Source organism: Telluria sp. RT2P19 (assembly GCF_059685725.1).
In genome coordinates, this window is record NZ_JCASIL010000023.1 from 66787 (window position 1) to 79487 (window position 12701).

The following is a 12701-nucleotide window of genomic DNA, read 5'->3' on the forward strand; positions in this document are numbered from 1 at the left end:
GCTGCGATGGGAGAACTGTACGTTCGCGCGGCCCGGGAATAAATGGGGTTTGACTCAAAGGAATTGATACACGATGTAATGAGTCGGCGCCCGGGCGCGCATCCCGTGGCGAAGTAGCGTCGGGATGCCTCGGCAGGTCGGTAAATACAGTATGATTGCTGCTTGCCGTACCATGAAGCAATGCAACCGTGAGCCGCCAATTCGACGATATCCTGCTGGGCAGCATCGAGCTGTTCTGTTCCGCCGCCGAGCTGGGCAGCTTCACGGCGGCGGCAACGGCCGCGGGCGTGACGCCGGCCGCGGTGAGTCGCGCCGTGTCGCGCCTCGAAGCGCGCCTCGGCGTGCGCCTGTTCGTGCGCACCACCCGTACCCTGAACCTGACCGAGGCCGGCCGCGATTACTTCGTGCAGTGCCGCGAGGCGCTCAACCAGCTGGTCGAGGCCGAACGCCTGGTGACGGGACGCCAAAGCGCGCCGTCCGGCCTGCTGCGCATCAGCATGCCGACACCCTACGGCCATTACCGGGTGCTGCCCATCCTTCCGGCGTTCTCGGCGCTGTTTCCCGATGTGAAAATCGAGTTCCACCTCAGTAATCGCAACGTCGACTTCGTCGAGGAAGGCTTCGACATGGCGATCCGCGGGCGGGCGCCGCTCGACTCCACGATGATTTCACGTCCGCTCGAGGACGCCGAACTGGTCGTCGTGGCCACACCGGGCTACCTGGCGCGGGCCGGTACGCCGCGCCGTCTGGAAGACCTGGGCGCCCACAACTGCATCCAGTTCGCCCTGCCCAGCACCGGCCGCAATATTCCCTGGCTATTTCGCGATCGGGGCGAGCCCATCGAACTGTCCACGAGCGGCATCTACGGGTGTGCCGAAGACATCCTGGGCGCGGTCACGCTGGCACGCGCCGGCGCCGGGTTGTTCCAGACCTATCGCTTTGTCGTCGCGTCCGACCTGGAGCGCGGCCAGCTGGTCGAGGTGCTGGCCAACCATGGGGGGAGTGCGCGTCCCTTCTGCCTCATCTATCCGCACGCCCGGCATGTGTCGGCGCGGGTCAGGGCGTTCGTCGACTTTCTGGTCGAGCACCTGCGCGCCTGAACCGGCGCCCGTCCACGCCAGGGCCGATTGCGCAGGGAAGACGCCCCGCTATTCATTACATCATGTATTGATTGATGTTCTCCGACTGATCTTTGTCCAGCCGACGATGCTGCCTATAGTGGTGTCCATGGACGACGCGCCCTGGACGCTTCCACCGGCGTCGTCCAGCCGGCAACCATTTGCCGCCATCATCCAACCCAAGCATCCCAAGGAGTTCATCATGCCCTACATCCTCGTACAAGTGACCGACGAAGGCGTCACCCGCGAACAGAAAGCCCGCATCATTGCTGGCGCCACCGACCTCATGGTCGACGTACTCGGCAAGGACCCGAACTCGACCTTCGTGGTCATCGAAGAAGTCAATACCGACAACTGGGGGCACGCCGGCGAACCGGTGACCGTGCGGCGCCAGCGCGAGCGCAGCAAGGGATGAGTGCATGCACGCATCAGCTGTCAGACCCAGCAAAGACAAGGAGAGCAACATGAAACTATCGACCCGTGGTACCGCCGTCATCACCGGCGCCTCGACCGGCATCGGCGCCCTGTATGCGGAACGCCTGGCTGCACGCGGCTACGACCTGGTGCTGGTCGCGCGCAACGGCCCACGCCTGCTGGCACTGGCGGCCCGCCTGCAGGCCGCTACCGGGCGCACCGTCCGCCCGATCAGCGCCGACCTGACCGACGCCGAGGATCTCTTCCGGATCGAGACCCTGCTGCGCGAAGACAGCAGCATCAGCATGCTGGTAAACAACGCCGGGATCGGCGCCACCGCGCCGTTGCTGGCCTCGGACGTCGGCCAGATGGCAGCGCTGATCGCCCTGAACGTCACCGCGCTGACCCGACTGACCTATGCGGCGGCGCCCGGTTTTGTCGCGCGCGGTCAGGGCACCATCATCAACATCGCCTCCATCGTGGCGATCGCACCCGAAATCCTGAACGGCGTCTACGGCGCCAGCAAGGCCTTCGTGCTGGCCTTGAGCCAGTCGCTCCAGCACGAACTGGGCGACAAGGGCGTGCGCGTGCAGGCCGTGCTGCCGGGCGCGACCGCGACCGACTTCTGGAGCGTGGCCGGCACCCCGGTCGAACACCTGCCGCAGGAAATCGTCATGCGCGCCGATGCCATGGTCGACGCGGCGCTGGCCGGCCTCGACCAGGGTGAACTGGTGACCATTCCCGGCCTGGAGGACGGCGCCAAGTACCGGGCCTACGAGGGCGCGCGCCTTGCCATGCATGCGGAGCTGTCGACCTCTAGTCCGGCCAGCCGCTACCGGGGCCGCGCAGCGGCGGCCTGAACACCGGGCCTGCCGGCGGGCCTCAATGGGCGGGGGCTTTCGGTGGGCGGCTGTCCGGTACCGTCACCTCGACGGTTTCGCCGCCCAGGATCCGGTGGGTCGGGTCGGCCAGTTCCAGCCTGATACTGTGGGGACCGGGCGCGAGCCCGACGATGATGATCGGGTCGAGGCTCGTATGGGCCCAGGTCGCGGGTCCCTTGTCGACCGTGACGTGCAGGTGTCCGATACGCGGCGATACCTCCGCGGCCTTCGGCCCGAAGACGGGCATGATGCGCAGGTGCTCGGTACGGTACTGGAGGATGATGACCCCGCGCGCCAATGCTTCGTGAACCGGCGCATGGACGCTCAGCCGGGCGCCAGGCTCACCGGTGAGCGGCAGGATGGGCGGCGCCGGCACGCCCTGGGCCACGGCGGCGCCATGGCAGGCGGCCACGATCAGCCCTGCGATGCATATGCGCGCATCGACGCGTGATATGTCCGGCATGGCGCTACTCCTAAAAGCCGACGACTCCTATCAATATTGTGCGCCGCCAGTCCACTGTCAAGCGGTTTCGGAAACGCGGTACAGTTTGCCGCCAGCGGGTCTATACTGCATAACATAAAACTGCTCACGTCGGGGGCTAACATGCCTGAATCGCCGATCAAGGATGCCGCCGGCGTCGCTGGCGATGGCATGTCGCTCGAGCGCGCCCTGCGCGCGCACCGCACCATCAGCGCCAGCAACCGCACGCTGCTGCGCGCTACCGACGAGCGCCAGCTGCTGCGCGACATGTGCGCCGTGGCGGTTGAGCAGGGCGGTTACGTGCGCACCGGCGTCATCTACGCCGACCATGGCCCGGCCAGGGGCCTGCGATGGATGGCGTGGATGGGGCGCGAGGACGGCAGGGCCGTGGCGATCGACGTCGATGAGCTCAACAGGGCCGGTTATACCTGGGCCGATACGCCCCTTGGACAGGATGCCAGCGCCATCGCGATCCGCACCGGCAAGCCCTTTACGCGGCGCGACGTCGCGGCCGGTCCGGTGTTCCAGAATCCGGCCTACGCGGCCCTGAAAAGGCGGGCGGAGCAAGGCGGCTATCGCTCGCTGACCGCCTTTCCACTTGCCTGGGGCGGCGCAGTCATCGGCGCGCTGTTCATGGCGGCGGCCGAGCCGGACGCTTTCGACCAGCAGGAAATCAACCTCTTAAGCGAGCTCGCCGACGACCTGGCGTTCGGCATCCACACGCTGCGCCTGCGCAGCGAGCACGAACGGGCGCAGGAAACCATTCGCCGCCTGACACTGTTCGATACCCTGACCGGCTTGCCCAATCGGGCCGGTATGCTGCAGCTGCTGCGCCAACATATCGAGGCGGCGCGCGCTGCCGGCAGTCCGCTCGCCATCGTGCACATCGGCGTCGGAAAATTCCACGAAATCGGCAATGCGCTGGGTTTTCGCGCGATCGAGGCCCTGATGAAAGTCCTGACCGCCCGCCTCGTGGCGGCGATGCCGGAAGGCACGCCGGTCGTGATGCCGGGCGAAGGTGAGTTTGCGATCTTGCTCGACAATGCGGGCCTGGAGGTCGCGCTGGACCGCGCCCGCACGGTGCTGGACCTGCGCTGCGAACCGGTGCAGGTCTCGTCCGCACTGATCGCCCCGCGCCTGGCGGCCGGGATTTCCCTGTTTCCGGAGCATGCGGGCACGGCCGAGAGTCTGGCGCGGCGCGCCAGCGCCGCAATGCGCCTGGCGCAGCGCTCGGCGGCCGGTATCGCCGTCTATCCGGCCGGTCACGAACAGGAGACTGCGGGGCGCCTCGCGATGATGGGGCGGCTGCGCCGTGCGATCGAACATGGCGAACTCGAGATGTATTGTCAACCGAAGGTCGAGATGCGCACGCGTCGCGCATGCGGCGCCGAAGCCTTGACCCGGTGGCGCGATCCCGAGCGGGGCCCGATCAGTCCCGCCGTCTTCATTCCGCTGGCCGAACAGGCCGGGATGATTTCCTTGATCACGGAGTGGATGACCCGGACCGCGTTTCGCCAGGTCCATGCCTGGAATGCGGCAGGGTGCCCGTCATCGCTGTCGGTCAATCTGTCCGCTCACGATATCCAGGACCCGGTGTTCATCGAGCACATCCGGCGCCTGGCCCTGAGCCAGGCGATCCCTGACAACGCGATTCGGTTCGAATTGACCGAGAGCGCGCTGATGGACGACCCCGACACGGCCATGCAGTCGCTGGCGCGCCTTCAGGACATGGGCTTCGAGATCTGGATCGACGACTTCGGCACCGGTTATTCGAGCTTCAGCTACCTGCAGCGCTTCCCGGTCCAGGCGATCAAGATCGACCAGTCCTTCGTGCGCCAGATGAGCGTGGATTCCGACTCGTGCGCCATCGTGCACGCCACCATCGACCTGGGACACCACCTGGGGCTTTTGGTCATCGCCGAGGGCGTCGAGGACCAGGCGACCTGGTCGTGCCTGGAAGCGCAAGGCTGCGATGTCGTGCAGGGCTATTTTGTAGCGGAACCAATGCCGGTCATGCAGTTCGCCGACTGGGCTGCTGCGTGGCAGGCCAGGCAGGCGCAAGGCGGCGGCGCGATTGTCTCCGATTGTATCTAGGGCGCGCCGCGACACATGACGAGCGGATTTAGACACATTCCGAACATACTGCCGACACGGGCATACGTTTTAATGGGTCTTTGCCGAACAGCCGTCAAGCCATCCTGGCGCGCGGCGGCGGCACTGACCAAAGAGGAACCCACATGAAAGCAATCAAATCTGGCGGCGCGTTTGCACCCGCCCTTGCACTCGTTCTTGCAGCGAGCGCGGCGTGGCCAATCCCGGCAACCGCACAGAAGCTCGACGCAAACGGCATCGGCCGCGCTGAAGTCGTGCGCCACGACTTCGATGGCGGCCGGGAGGCCATCCAGGTCAAGGTGGATTTCGGGCCGCACGTGGCCTTCCCGGCGCATACGCATCCCGGCGTGGAAATCGCCTACGTGCTCGAAGGGACGATCGAATACGAGATGAACGGCAAGAAAATCGTCTTGAAGGCTGGCGAATCCCTGTACATCCCGGCGGGCGCCGTCCACTCGGCCCGCAACACCGGCGGCGACATCGCATCGGAACTGGCGACCTACGTGGTCGACAAGCACAAACCGGTGCTGGTGCTGGCCAAGCCGGCCAAATAAGCGTCCCGGAGCCCCCATGAAACGACGTATTCCCATGGTCGCCGGATCGATCGCCGCCGCATGCGCGCTGTCGGCGCTGGCGGGTAGCGCCAGCGTGGAGGCCGGCGCCGTTGCCGGACGCAGCGTCCTGGCGGTACAAGGCAAGGCGCCCGGCTTCGACGGCGCCACCACCTGGCTCAATTCCGCCCCCCTGGGCCCGGCGCAGCTGCGCGGCAAGGTTGTGCTGGTCAATTTTTGGACGTACTCGTGCATTAACTGCATCCGCGCCATGCCGTATTCGCTTGCCTGGGCGAACAAGTACCGCGACCAAGGCTTGACGGTCGTCGGCGTGCACACGCCCGAGTTCCGTTTCGAACAGGACCTGAGCAATGTGAACGCGGCGATCGCGCGCTTCCACATCGATTTCCCGGTGGCGGTCGACAGCAGTCACCAGATCTGGCGCGCCTGGAGTAACCGCTACTGGCCTGCCTACTACCTGGTCGACGGCGCGGGCCGGATTCGCTACCGGCAGTTCGGGGAAGGCGACTACGACAAGATGGAACGCGCGATCCAGTCGCTGCTGGGCGAACAGCGCGGCGCCGCGCTCGCCGACACGAGCCTGGTCGATCCACAAGCCGGCGCCGAATATATGGCGCCCGCCACCGAGCAGATCGCATCCGGGGAAACCTATGTCGGCTACCGCAAGGCCACCAATTTGCGCTCGGCGGAGCGTGTGCGCCCGGACGCGCCGCAGACCTACACGCTCAAGCACCTGGGGTTGAACGAGTGGGGACTGCTTGGTCGCTGGACGGTGGGACCTGAAAGCGCCCAGGCGCTGGAGCCCGGCGCCGGCATCGCCTACCATTTCAGCGCGCGCGACCTGCACCTGGTGCTCGGCCCAGGCGCGGCCGGCGGCAAGCTGCGCATCCGGGTGACGCTGGACGGCAAGCCGCCCGGCGCTGACCACGGCAGCGATATCAATCCGGCCGGCGAGGGCGTGATCGACGCCACCCGCTTGTATCAACTGGTGCGCCAGAGCGGCCAGGCACGACAGCGGCGCTTCGAAATCCGTTTCCTCGACCGCGGCGCCGAGGCCTACGCGTTCACCTTCGGCTGAGCAGCCCGTGCCGCCAGGCCGCCCTTGCGCCCCGAAGTCGAATGCCGCTGCCGGGCCGCTCGACGACGGCGTGGCGGTACGGCGGCGCAGCCACGGACGCCATGATGCGCGCTCGGGCAGCTGGACCGCCTTGGCAAGGACTTGGCCCTCGTTACGCAAGGTCTTGATGTAGCGCGGCTCGCGCGCCTCGTCGCGCGGGCCCTGGCGCAATCGGCTGACCAGGAGACCGATCGAGCGGTCGAACTGGTCGGCAGCGTCGCCGTGGGTGAGGGCGAACAGCTGTTCGCGCGTCGGCACGCGCTGTGGTCGAGAAAGACGCGCGACAGCCGGTCGTCGGCGCCGCTCACGGGTACCACCACGCCGCCCGCATCGAGCAGGTGCCGGGCCAGCATATCGACCCGCCAGCCGCCCAAGCCGATGACGGCTGCGGCTTGCGTGAGCTGCATATCGGTCGGCAGCGTGCGGGTGCGCCGCAGCACTGCACAGCACTGCCAGCCCGGCGTCGCCCGGCAACATCACGTCGAGATGATGGCGTCCGGTGTGAACCGTTGCCCGGCGGCGTACATGGCGCGTCCATCAGCAGCACTGTTGGTGCGCAGGCCTGCTCGTCGAATCAGCAGCACTGGTGGCGCGCAGGCCTGCTCGTCGAAATAGGCGCAGATTGGCGCGCGGATCCGCGGTCGTCGTCCGCCACCCGCACGTGTCGGCTTCGCGCATGGCTGCCTCCTGGAGGCGCCGCTGCGCGGCGGCTTACTTCTTCTCGTGCTGGTGTGCCGCCTCGAGCAGGTTGCCGCGCAGCGAGACCAGGGTCTGGTGCAGCAGCCCGGCCTGCTCGGGCGTGAGGCCTGCCTGCGACACGACGCCCTTGCCGATGGCGCTCTGGCGCAAGCGGTGCCCGGCCTCGGTCAGCCCGATCCGCACCTGGCGCTCGTCCAGGGTGTCGCGGCGCCTGCGCACATAGCCCATGGTTTCCAGTTTTTTCAGGATTGGCGTGAGCGTATTCGATTCCAGGAACAGCTTCTCGCCCAGGCCGGAGACGGTCTGGTTGTCTTCTTCCCACAGCGCGATGATGACGATGTACTGGGTATAGGTCAGCCCCAGCTCTTCCAGGATCGGCTTGTAGGCGCGGCCCAGCGCCAGGTTGGTCGAGTAGATCGCGAAGCACAGGTATTCGGACAGCTTCTTGACGCCGGGGTCGCCGGGTTGCACGCGTGCGGTTGATTTCATCGAAGTTCTCCTTGGTCGGGGTGGTGTCAGTCAGATTATATATCGCGACCGATTCTTTCAAAATTCGAATCATGATTCAGCCCACCCTCGACGGCGCCGACGCGCTTTCCGCAGCAGCGGCGTTGAGGATGCGGCGCTCGGCCAGCACCGCGACGCCAAGGGCAAGTGCGACCAGGGCCGCGGCCAGCACGCCGACCGAGTGACGCTCGAGCAGGGAGATACCCGCCGCGCCCAGGACGCCTGCCGACGATACGCCGATGTAGAGCGCGGCCGAATTGAGCCCGATCAGCAGCGGTGCGGCGGCGGGCGCAAGTCCGATCAGGCGATGCTGCTGGGGCACCAGCAGGCCCCAGCCGGACAGCGCCCACACCACGATCGCCAGTACCGCGCTCCAGAGATGGGCCGAGGTCCAGGGCGTCAGGGCGAAATTGACCGCAGCGACCAACAATGCGCCGAAAATGATGTTGCGGCTGCCGAGACGGTCGGTCAGACGCCCTGCAACCAGGTTGCCAACCGTGGCGCCGACGCCCCAGATCAGCAGAAGGCCGGCCAGCACCGAGGTCGAGCCGCCTGTGACGCGGTCGAAAATCACGCCGATATAGGTGTAGACCGAGAACGCGCCGGCATAGGCGAGCAGGGTGGTCAGCAGCACCAGCGCAATGCGAGCGTCCCTGAGCGGCGCGAGTCGCTGGCGCAGCGTGGCGGCAGGCAGCGCTGGAATGCGGGGCAACAGGGCCCACACGCCGAGGCCTGCGACGCTGCCGACGATGCTGACGAACCACATCGTGGCGCGCCAATCCCCAAGCCCGGCAATGAAGGTGCCAAGCGGCGCGCCCAGCGCGGTGGCGCTCGACAGGCCGGCGATGACGATTGCCAGCGCGCTGGCGCGCCGTTCGGGCGGCACCAGCGAGGCGGCGGTAGCGGTGGCGGTGGGGCTGTACATCGCCGCCCCCAGACCGGCGATCACGCGGCTGGCGAGCACCCAGCCAATCGACGGCGCCAGCGCGGTCATCGCATTGCCGAGCACGAAGATACCCAGGCCCGCCAGCAGCAGGCGCTTGCGCGGCCAGTGCGCCAGCAGCGCGGCCACCGTCGGCGACAGCAGTGCATAGCTCAGCGCGTAGAGGGTGACCATCTGCCCGGCCAGCGAGATCGAGACCCCGAGCGTGGCGGCTACCTCGGGCAGGATGCCGGCGACGACGAAACTGTCGGTACCAACGGCAAACATCCCGGAGGCTAGTACGATCAAACGACGATCCATTTGGGTAATCCTTTCACGTCAATGGCGGTGTGTGCTGTCCTGTACGGACAGCCACACATCCGGCCAGATTAGGTCAATCGCATGCGATCGAAAACACCGACGCTATCACCGCAGGATGGCAATGTCAAGCGGATGCGACAGAATCGTCCGCTAGGTAGGTGATCTTCGTTCGAGTGCATGGGAGTTCCGTGAAAAATTGGGGGCTGGTAGATAGGGCTTGCAAAATCTTTGCTTGACTTTGGCTTGGGCGTGGCTATTATCAATCGTATGCGCTTCAATCGGAAGCGCTACAAACACAGTTCCTTCAGGAGTTCCAACATGACTACCATCGACAAAATCCTTTACACCGGCACCACCCGAATCACCGGCGGGCGCGACGGCGCCGCGCGCAGCAGCGACGGCCGCCTCGACGTGCCACTCGCTCATTTCAAATCGCAGGCCGCGGGGACGAATCCCGAGCAGCTGCTAGCAGCCGGCTGGGGCGCGTGCTACCTGGGAGCAATGCAGAGCGCAGCACGGGAAGCGAAAATAGCCTTGCCAAAGGATGTCGCGATCGAGGTCGAGGTCGACCTTGGCGTGATTGGAGCCGATGACTACCGCCTGCAAGCGCGCTTCAAGGTCGTCTTGCCAGGGCTGGACGCGGCGCTGGCGGCAAGCCTGGTCGCGCGTGCTCATGAGCTCTGCCCATATTCGAAAGCGCTCCACGCGAACTTACACGTTGTCACTGTCGTGGCGTAGCGGCGAAAGGACCCCGGGCCTGGCAAGGCGTTGCCGCGTGGGTACTACTTGGCGGGCTGGTTGACTTGGCCTGTATATTTGTCGAGATGGGTCTCGACATCGGGATTCTCCTGCAGCCCGAGTTCCATGAGCCGTTTGATGTTGCGCTGGGCGGCCGGGCGCTGTACCGAGTCGATGAAGGCGGGCCATTCGGCGCCAACGTCCTTGTCCGGGGGGAGGCTGGCCACATTTACCAGGTGCTTGATCTCGCCCAGCGACTGTTTATCGTAGCTCGCAATCCGGCGTGCCAGGTCGTCCACGAACCTGTCGAGCTCGGCGTCCGGCAGCGAGCGGTTGACATAGCCGTAGCGCTCAGCCAGATCGCCATCGATATCCTTGCCGCTGAGCAGAATCTCGAGCGCCCGCCCGCGACCCATCAAGCGCGGCAGTCGCGCCATCGGGCCGCCACCCGGTACGAAGCCGGCGCCGATCTCGAACTGCGACAGCACCGCTTTTTCGCGGCTGGCAAAGCGCATGTCGGCAGCCAGCGCCAGTTCGCTGCCGACGCCGGTTGCACGGCGGCGGATCTTGACGATTGACACCACAGGAGACTTGCTCAGGCGCACCAGCATGTCAGGCAGCGGTGGCAACCCGGTCGGGCCATTCGGCATGCTGGTAGTGACTTCGAGCGGTGGTTTGAAATCGTAGTGCGTCAGGAAGAAGCCCGGCACGGCGCTTTCGAACACAACGACCTTTAATTGCGGATCCCGCTCGATCTGCGTCACAACGTGATTGAGCATCGGCATCGATTCCGGGCCGTAGATGTTGAACGGCGGATGCGCGATCACCACACGCCAGTAGGACGGCGTAACGCGATTGATCTGGAACTAGTCTTTGGCATTGGCCGCGGGCGCCTGTGTGGCTTGCGCGGCGCGGTCGCTGGCCTGTTCGCCGCCTGCAGGGGCAGGGCCATGGTGCGTGATGCCGGCGACCAGCAATGCGATACCGATTACGAATTTCATGGCTTCCTCCCTCGTCGCCCGGTTAGCCGGCGCGGGGCGGGCGTCAGCTGGCGCAACCTTGCCTGACCAGTCATTCGGACCGAAGCCCGGTCTTTGGCCTGGCTACCGGTAACGCCAAGTCTGCTTTTATCCTAGGACATACGATGACGTAATCAAGAACGTATCGCTATTTCTTACGGCTAGCCAGTGCAAACCCAGTCCGCTGCCGCGACTGCCGTCGGCGCCTAGCTACATGAGTACAGAAGCATATTCGTAGCACTAGTTGATCCCTAAATATCCGGAGGCATACCGCGCCACGCGCGACTTGACACATACTTGGGATACAAGCCTGCCTGCGATGGAGTTAAACAAGCCTGCCTGCGATGGAATTAAATGTGGCAGGTCGATGCAGATCAGGACATCTGAGAAATCTACTTTGAGCAAACTGAGCGTCTTACTTCGGAAAATTCTAGTACTCGTACCTAAATCAGGTGACGTAATTTTCGACTAAGTGACTGAATTGTTTGGGATTCGTGCAAGAGTCATCTATTTTGAGTACTTCGGCATTTCTCTCGTCGGCAACATTGTACCTAAATATGGTGACTTAGTTGATGGGATCGAATTCAAACCTATAGATGTAGACTTAGCGCACATCCCCGCATTTTCCTTGACCTGCTAGTTAGCAAGACGTTGGCAGCACTGGGCAAATTGAAACCAGCTCAGCTTTCAAATATCCTCGCAATAGTCACCCTCCGTACGAAGTTCAAGCTTCATGGATTTAGCAAAACATCGAGCATCAATCGCATTCAATTTTCCTTATCGAAATACCAATTTCCAGGAGTAATCATAATGCTCCTTGGTAGAGCTGCCGACTCGGCTACGCCGATTTGATCCATAGTTAGTTATTGATGTCGGAAAAAGTTACTTTTCAGGTGCTTGGCGCGGAGGATCGCTACGGGACCGACCCACTGTCCTCGTAGGCATGGCAAAACCGAACCCTAGGCCAAGCAGCGTCGCCTTAAAAGTTAGTTTTGAGCGATTCGTCTAGACGTTATCTAGATAATCCGTAGTTGGTTGTTGACGTCGCAAAAAGTTACTTTTCAGGTTTGCGCGCGAAGGCGCTTTGCCACACAGATGCTCTGTCCTCGTAGAGATGGAGAAACGGCACCCTCGGGCCAAGCAACGGCGCCCTAAAAAGTTAGTTTTTGGCGAATCGACCAGGCGTTATCTAGACATCTGCCCTTACGAGCACCGCGTTCTTGTCTCGCAACTGAATATACGTGGTGCAGCCTTTGGAACACCAACGCAGATATTATCTGGGGCGGTCGTCGTAGCAGAGAAAGCAGTATCGCCAGCATTATCTAAACCCAGGGAATATTTTGCTTGCGGAATACCGAAAGCAGTTGTATAAACTGCATTCGCACTCAAAATCAGCTTCCGCCTTAAAACATGCGAGCAGCCGAAACTAACTTTGGCAGTGAATTGTATGCCCTAAGAATTCGCACAGGCGTGACGCAAGCAGACGTTGCCTCTCGTGCCGGATTGGGTAGAGGCTACTACTCGCAGCTGGAGAATTCAAGAAAGGGGCCGCCTTCGACGCTCCTCTTGTGCCGCATCGTCGAGGCGCTGGAACTGAGCGACGCTGAGTCGCACCGTTTGTTCGCTGTCGCGGTTGCAGATCGGTGCGCCGCGACTTGTCACAGTTCTGTGGCCTCGACCTCTATAGCACCACTCGTGAAGTCATTGATTCAATCGGCGCCCAGGATTACACACGAGCAAGCGGCGCGTATCGCAGCGATCCTTAAGGAGGAATAAATGTAGAAAACGACGAACCCCCTA

General features: G+C 63.8%; 13 protein-coding genes and 1 pseudogene. 8 read left to right on the plus strand and 6 right to left on the minus strand.

Translation table 11 applies throughout. The annotated features are described in order from the left end of the window. Positions 1–188: 188 nt before the first annotated feature. The 3 genes from AC56KW_RS22610 to AC56KW_RS22620 all read left to right on the plus strand — a co-directional run bounded on the left by AC56KW_RS22610 (position 189) and on the right by AC56KW_RS22620 (position 2392). The gene (locus tag AC56KW_RS22610) at positions 189–1100 is read left to right on the plus strand and encodes a LysR family transcriptional regulator (RefSeq protein ID WP_497172897.1); all 912 of its coding nucleotides are present in this window, start codon (positions 189–191) and stop codon (positions 1098–1100) included. A 220-nt stretch (positions 1101–1320) separates the two neighbouring features. After that, positions 1321–1533: a tautomerase family protein gene (locus tag AC56KW_RS22615; protein ID WP_497172898.1), complete on the plus strand. Its 213-nt coding sequence runs from the start codon at positions 1321–1323 to the stop codon at positions 1531–1533. Between the two features lie 49 nt (positions 1534–1582). Beyond that, entirely contained in the window at positions 1583–2392 is an 810-nt protein-coding gene (locus AC56KW_RS22620; RefSeq protein ID WP_497172899.1) for an SDR family NAD(P)-dependent oxidoreductase, read from the plus strand. A 22-nt stretch (positions 2393–2414) separates the two neighbouring features. Here the strand turns inward: AC56KW_RS22620 and AC56KW_RS22625 are convergent, their stop codons facing one another. Further along, on the minus strand, positions 2415–2876 hold the full coding sequence (locus AC56KW_RS22625; protein WP_497172900.1) for a DUF6130 family protein: 462 nt from the start codon (positions 2874–2876) through the stop codon (positions 2415–2417). Between the two features lie 141 nt (positions 2877–3017). Here AC56KW_RS22625 and AC56KW_RS22630 point away from each other — a divergent pair, with 141 nt between their 5' ends. The 3 genes from AC56KW_RS22630 to AC56KW_RS22640 all read left to right on the plus strand — a co-directional run bounded on the left by AC56KW_RS22630 (position 3018) and on the right by AC56KW_RS22640 (position 6656). Further along, a complete protein-coding gene (locus AC56KW_RS22630; RefSeq protein ID WP_497172901.1) occupies positions 3018–4988 on the plus strand; it encodes a putative bifunctional diguanylate cyclase/phosphodiesterase in 1971 nt (656 codons plus the stop codon). Between the two features lie 143 nt (positions 4989–5131). Then, positions 5132–5560, plus strand: coding sequence for a cupin domain-containing protein (locus AC56KW_RS22635; RefSeq protein ID WP_497172902.1), 429 nt, complete (start codon positions 5132–5134; stop codon positions 5558–5560). Positions 5561–5576: 16 nt separating this feature from the next. Then, positions 5577–6656, plus strand: a complete 1080-nt coding sequence (locus AC56KW_RS22640; RefSeq protein WP_497172903.1) for a redoxin family protein — start codon at positions 5577–5579, stop codon at positions 6654–6656. A 111-nt stretch (positions 6657–6767) separates the two neighbouring features. Here the strand turns inward: AC56KW_RS22640 and AC56KW_RS22645 are convergent. The 3 genes and pseudogenes from AC56KW_RS22645 to AC56KW_RS22655 all read right to left on the minus strand — a co-directional run. Beyond that, positions 6768–7138 (minus strand): annotated as a pseudogene (locus tag AC56KW_RS22645) (winged helix-turn-helix domain-containing protein); the annotation flags it as partial. 268 nt (positions 7139–7406) lie between these two features. After that, on the minus strand, positions 7407–7883 hold the full coding sequence (locus AC56KW_RS22650; RefSeq protein ID WP_497172904.1) for a MarR family winged helix-turn-helix transcriptional regulator: 477 nt from the start codon (positions 7881–7883) through the stop codon (positions 7407–7409). Positions 7884–7959: 76 nt separating this feature from the next. Then, a complete protein-coding gene (locus tag AC56KW_RS22655; protein WP_497172905.1) occupies positions 7960–9144 on the minus strand; it encodes an MFS transporter in 1185 nt (394 codons plus the stop codon). Between the two features lie 318 nt (positions 9145–9462). Between AC56KW_RS22655 and AC56KW_RS22660 the strand changes: the two genes are divergently transcribed. Then, on the plus strand, positions 9463–9882 hold the full coding sequence (locus tag AC56KW_RS22660; protein ID WP_497172906.1) for an Ohr family peroxiredoxin: 420 nt from the start codon (positions 9463–9465) through the stop codon (positions 9880–9882). A gap of 44 nt (positions 9883–9926) precedes the next feature. On the opposite strand, the gene AC56KW_RS22665 is transcribed toward AC56KW_RS22660, so the two are convergent. Together AC56KW_RS22665 and AC56KW_RS22670 are read right to left on the minus strand one after the other, a co-directional pair. Next, on the minus strand, positions 9927–10742 hold the full coding sequence (locus tag AC56KW_RS22665) for an enoyl-CoA hydratase/isomerase family protein (protein ID WP_497172909.1): 816 nt from the start codon (positions 10740–10742) through the stop codon (positions 9927–9929). A gap of 6 nt (positions 10743–10748) precedes the next feature. After that, positions 10749–10883, minus strand: coding sequence for a hypothetical protein (locus AC56KW_RS22670; protein WP_497172907.1), 135 nt, complete (start codon positions 10881–10883; stop codon positions 10749–10751). Positions 10884–12311: 1428 nt separating this feature from the next. Here AC56KW_RS22670 and AC56KW_RS22675 point away from each other — a divergent pair. Further along, a complete protein-coding gene (locus AC56KW_RS22675; RefSeq protein ID WP_109343494.1) occupies positions 12312–12677 on the plus strand; it encodes a helix-turn-helix domain-containing protein in 366 nt (121 codons plus the stop codon). Positions 12678–12701 lie beyond the last annotated feature (24 nt).

Bases quoted from the DNA above. Each gene is read 5' to 3' on its own strand.
- AC56KW_RS22615 (WP_497172898.1), top strand. From the start codon at position 1,321: ATGCCCTACATCCTCGTACAAGTGACCGACGAAGGCGTCACCCGCGAA.
- AC56KW_RS22620 (WP_497172899.1), top strand. From the start codon at position 1,583: ATGAAACTATCGACCCGTGGTACCGCCGTCATCACCGGCGCCTCGACC.
- AC56KW_RS22625 (WP_497172900.1), bottom strand. From the start codon at position 2,876: ATGCCGGACATATCACGCGTCGATGCGCGCATATGCATCGCAGGGCTG.
- AC56KW_RS22630 (WP_497172901.1), top strand. From the start codon at position 3,018: ATGCCTGAATCGCCGATCAAGGATGCCGCCGGCGTCGCTGGCGATGGC.
- AC56KW_RS22635 (WP_497172902.1), top strand. From the start codon at position 5,132: ATGAAAGCAATCAAATCTGGCGGCGCGTTTGCACCCGCCCTTGCACTC.
- AC56KW_RS22640 (WP_497172903.1), top strand. From the start codon at position 5,577: ATGAAACGACGTATTCCCATGGTCGCCGGATCGATCGCCGCCGCATGC.
- AC56KW_RS22650 (WP_497172904.1), bottom strand. From the start codon at position 7,883: ATGAAATCAACCGCACGCGTGCAACCCGGCGACCCCGGCGTCAAGAAG.
- AC56KW_RS22655 (WP_497172905.1), bottom strand. From the start codon at position 9,144: ATGGATCGTCGTTTGATCGTACTAGCCTCCGGGATGTTTGCCGTTGGT.
- AC56KW_RS22660 (WP_497172906.1), top strand. From the start codon at position 9,463: ATGACTACCATCGACAAAATCCTTTACACCGGCACCACCCGAATCACC.
- AC56KW_RS22670 (WP_497172907.1), bottom strand. From the start codon at position 10,883: ATGAAATTCGTAATCGGTATCGCATTGCTGGTCGCCGGCATCACGCAC.
- AC56KW_RS22675 (WP_109343494.1), top strand. From the start codon at position 12,312: ATGCGAGCAGCCGAAACTAACTTTGGCAGTGAATTGTATGCCCTAAGA.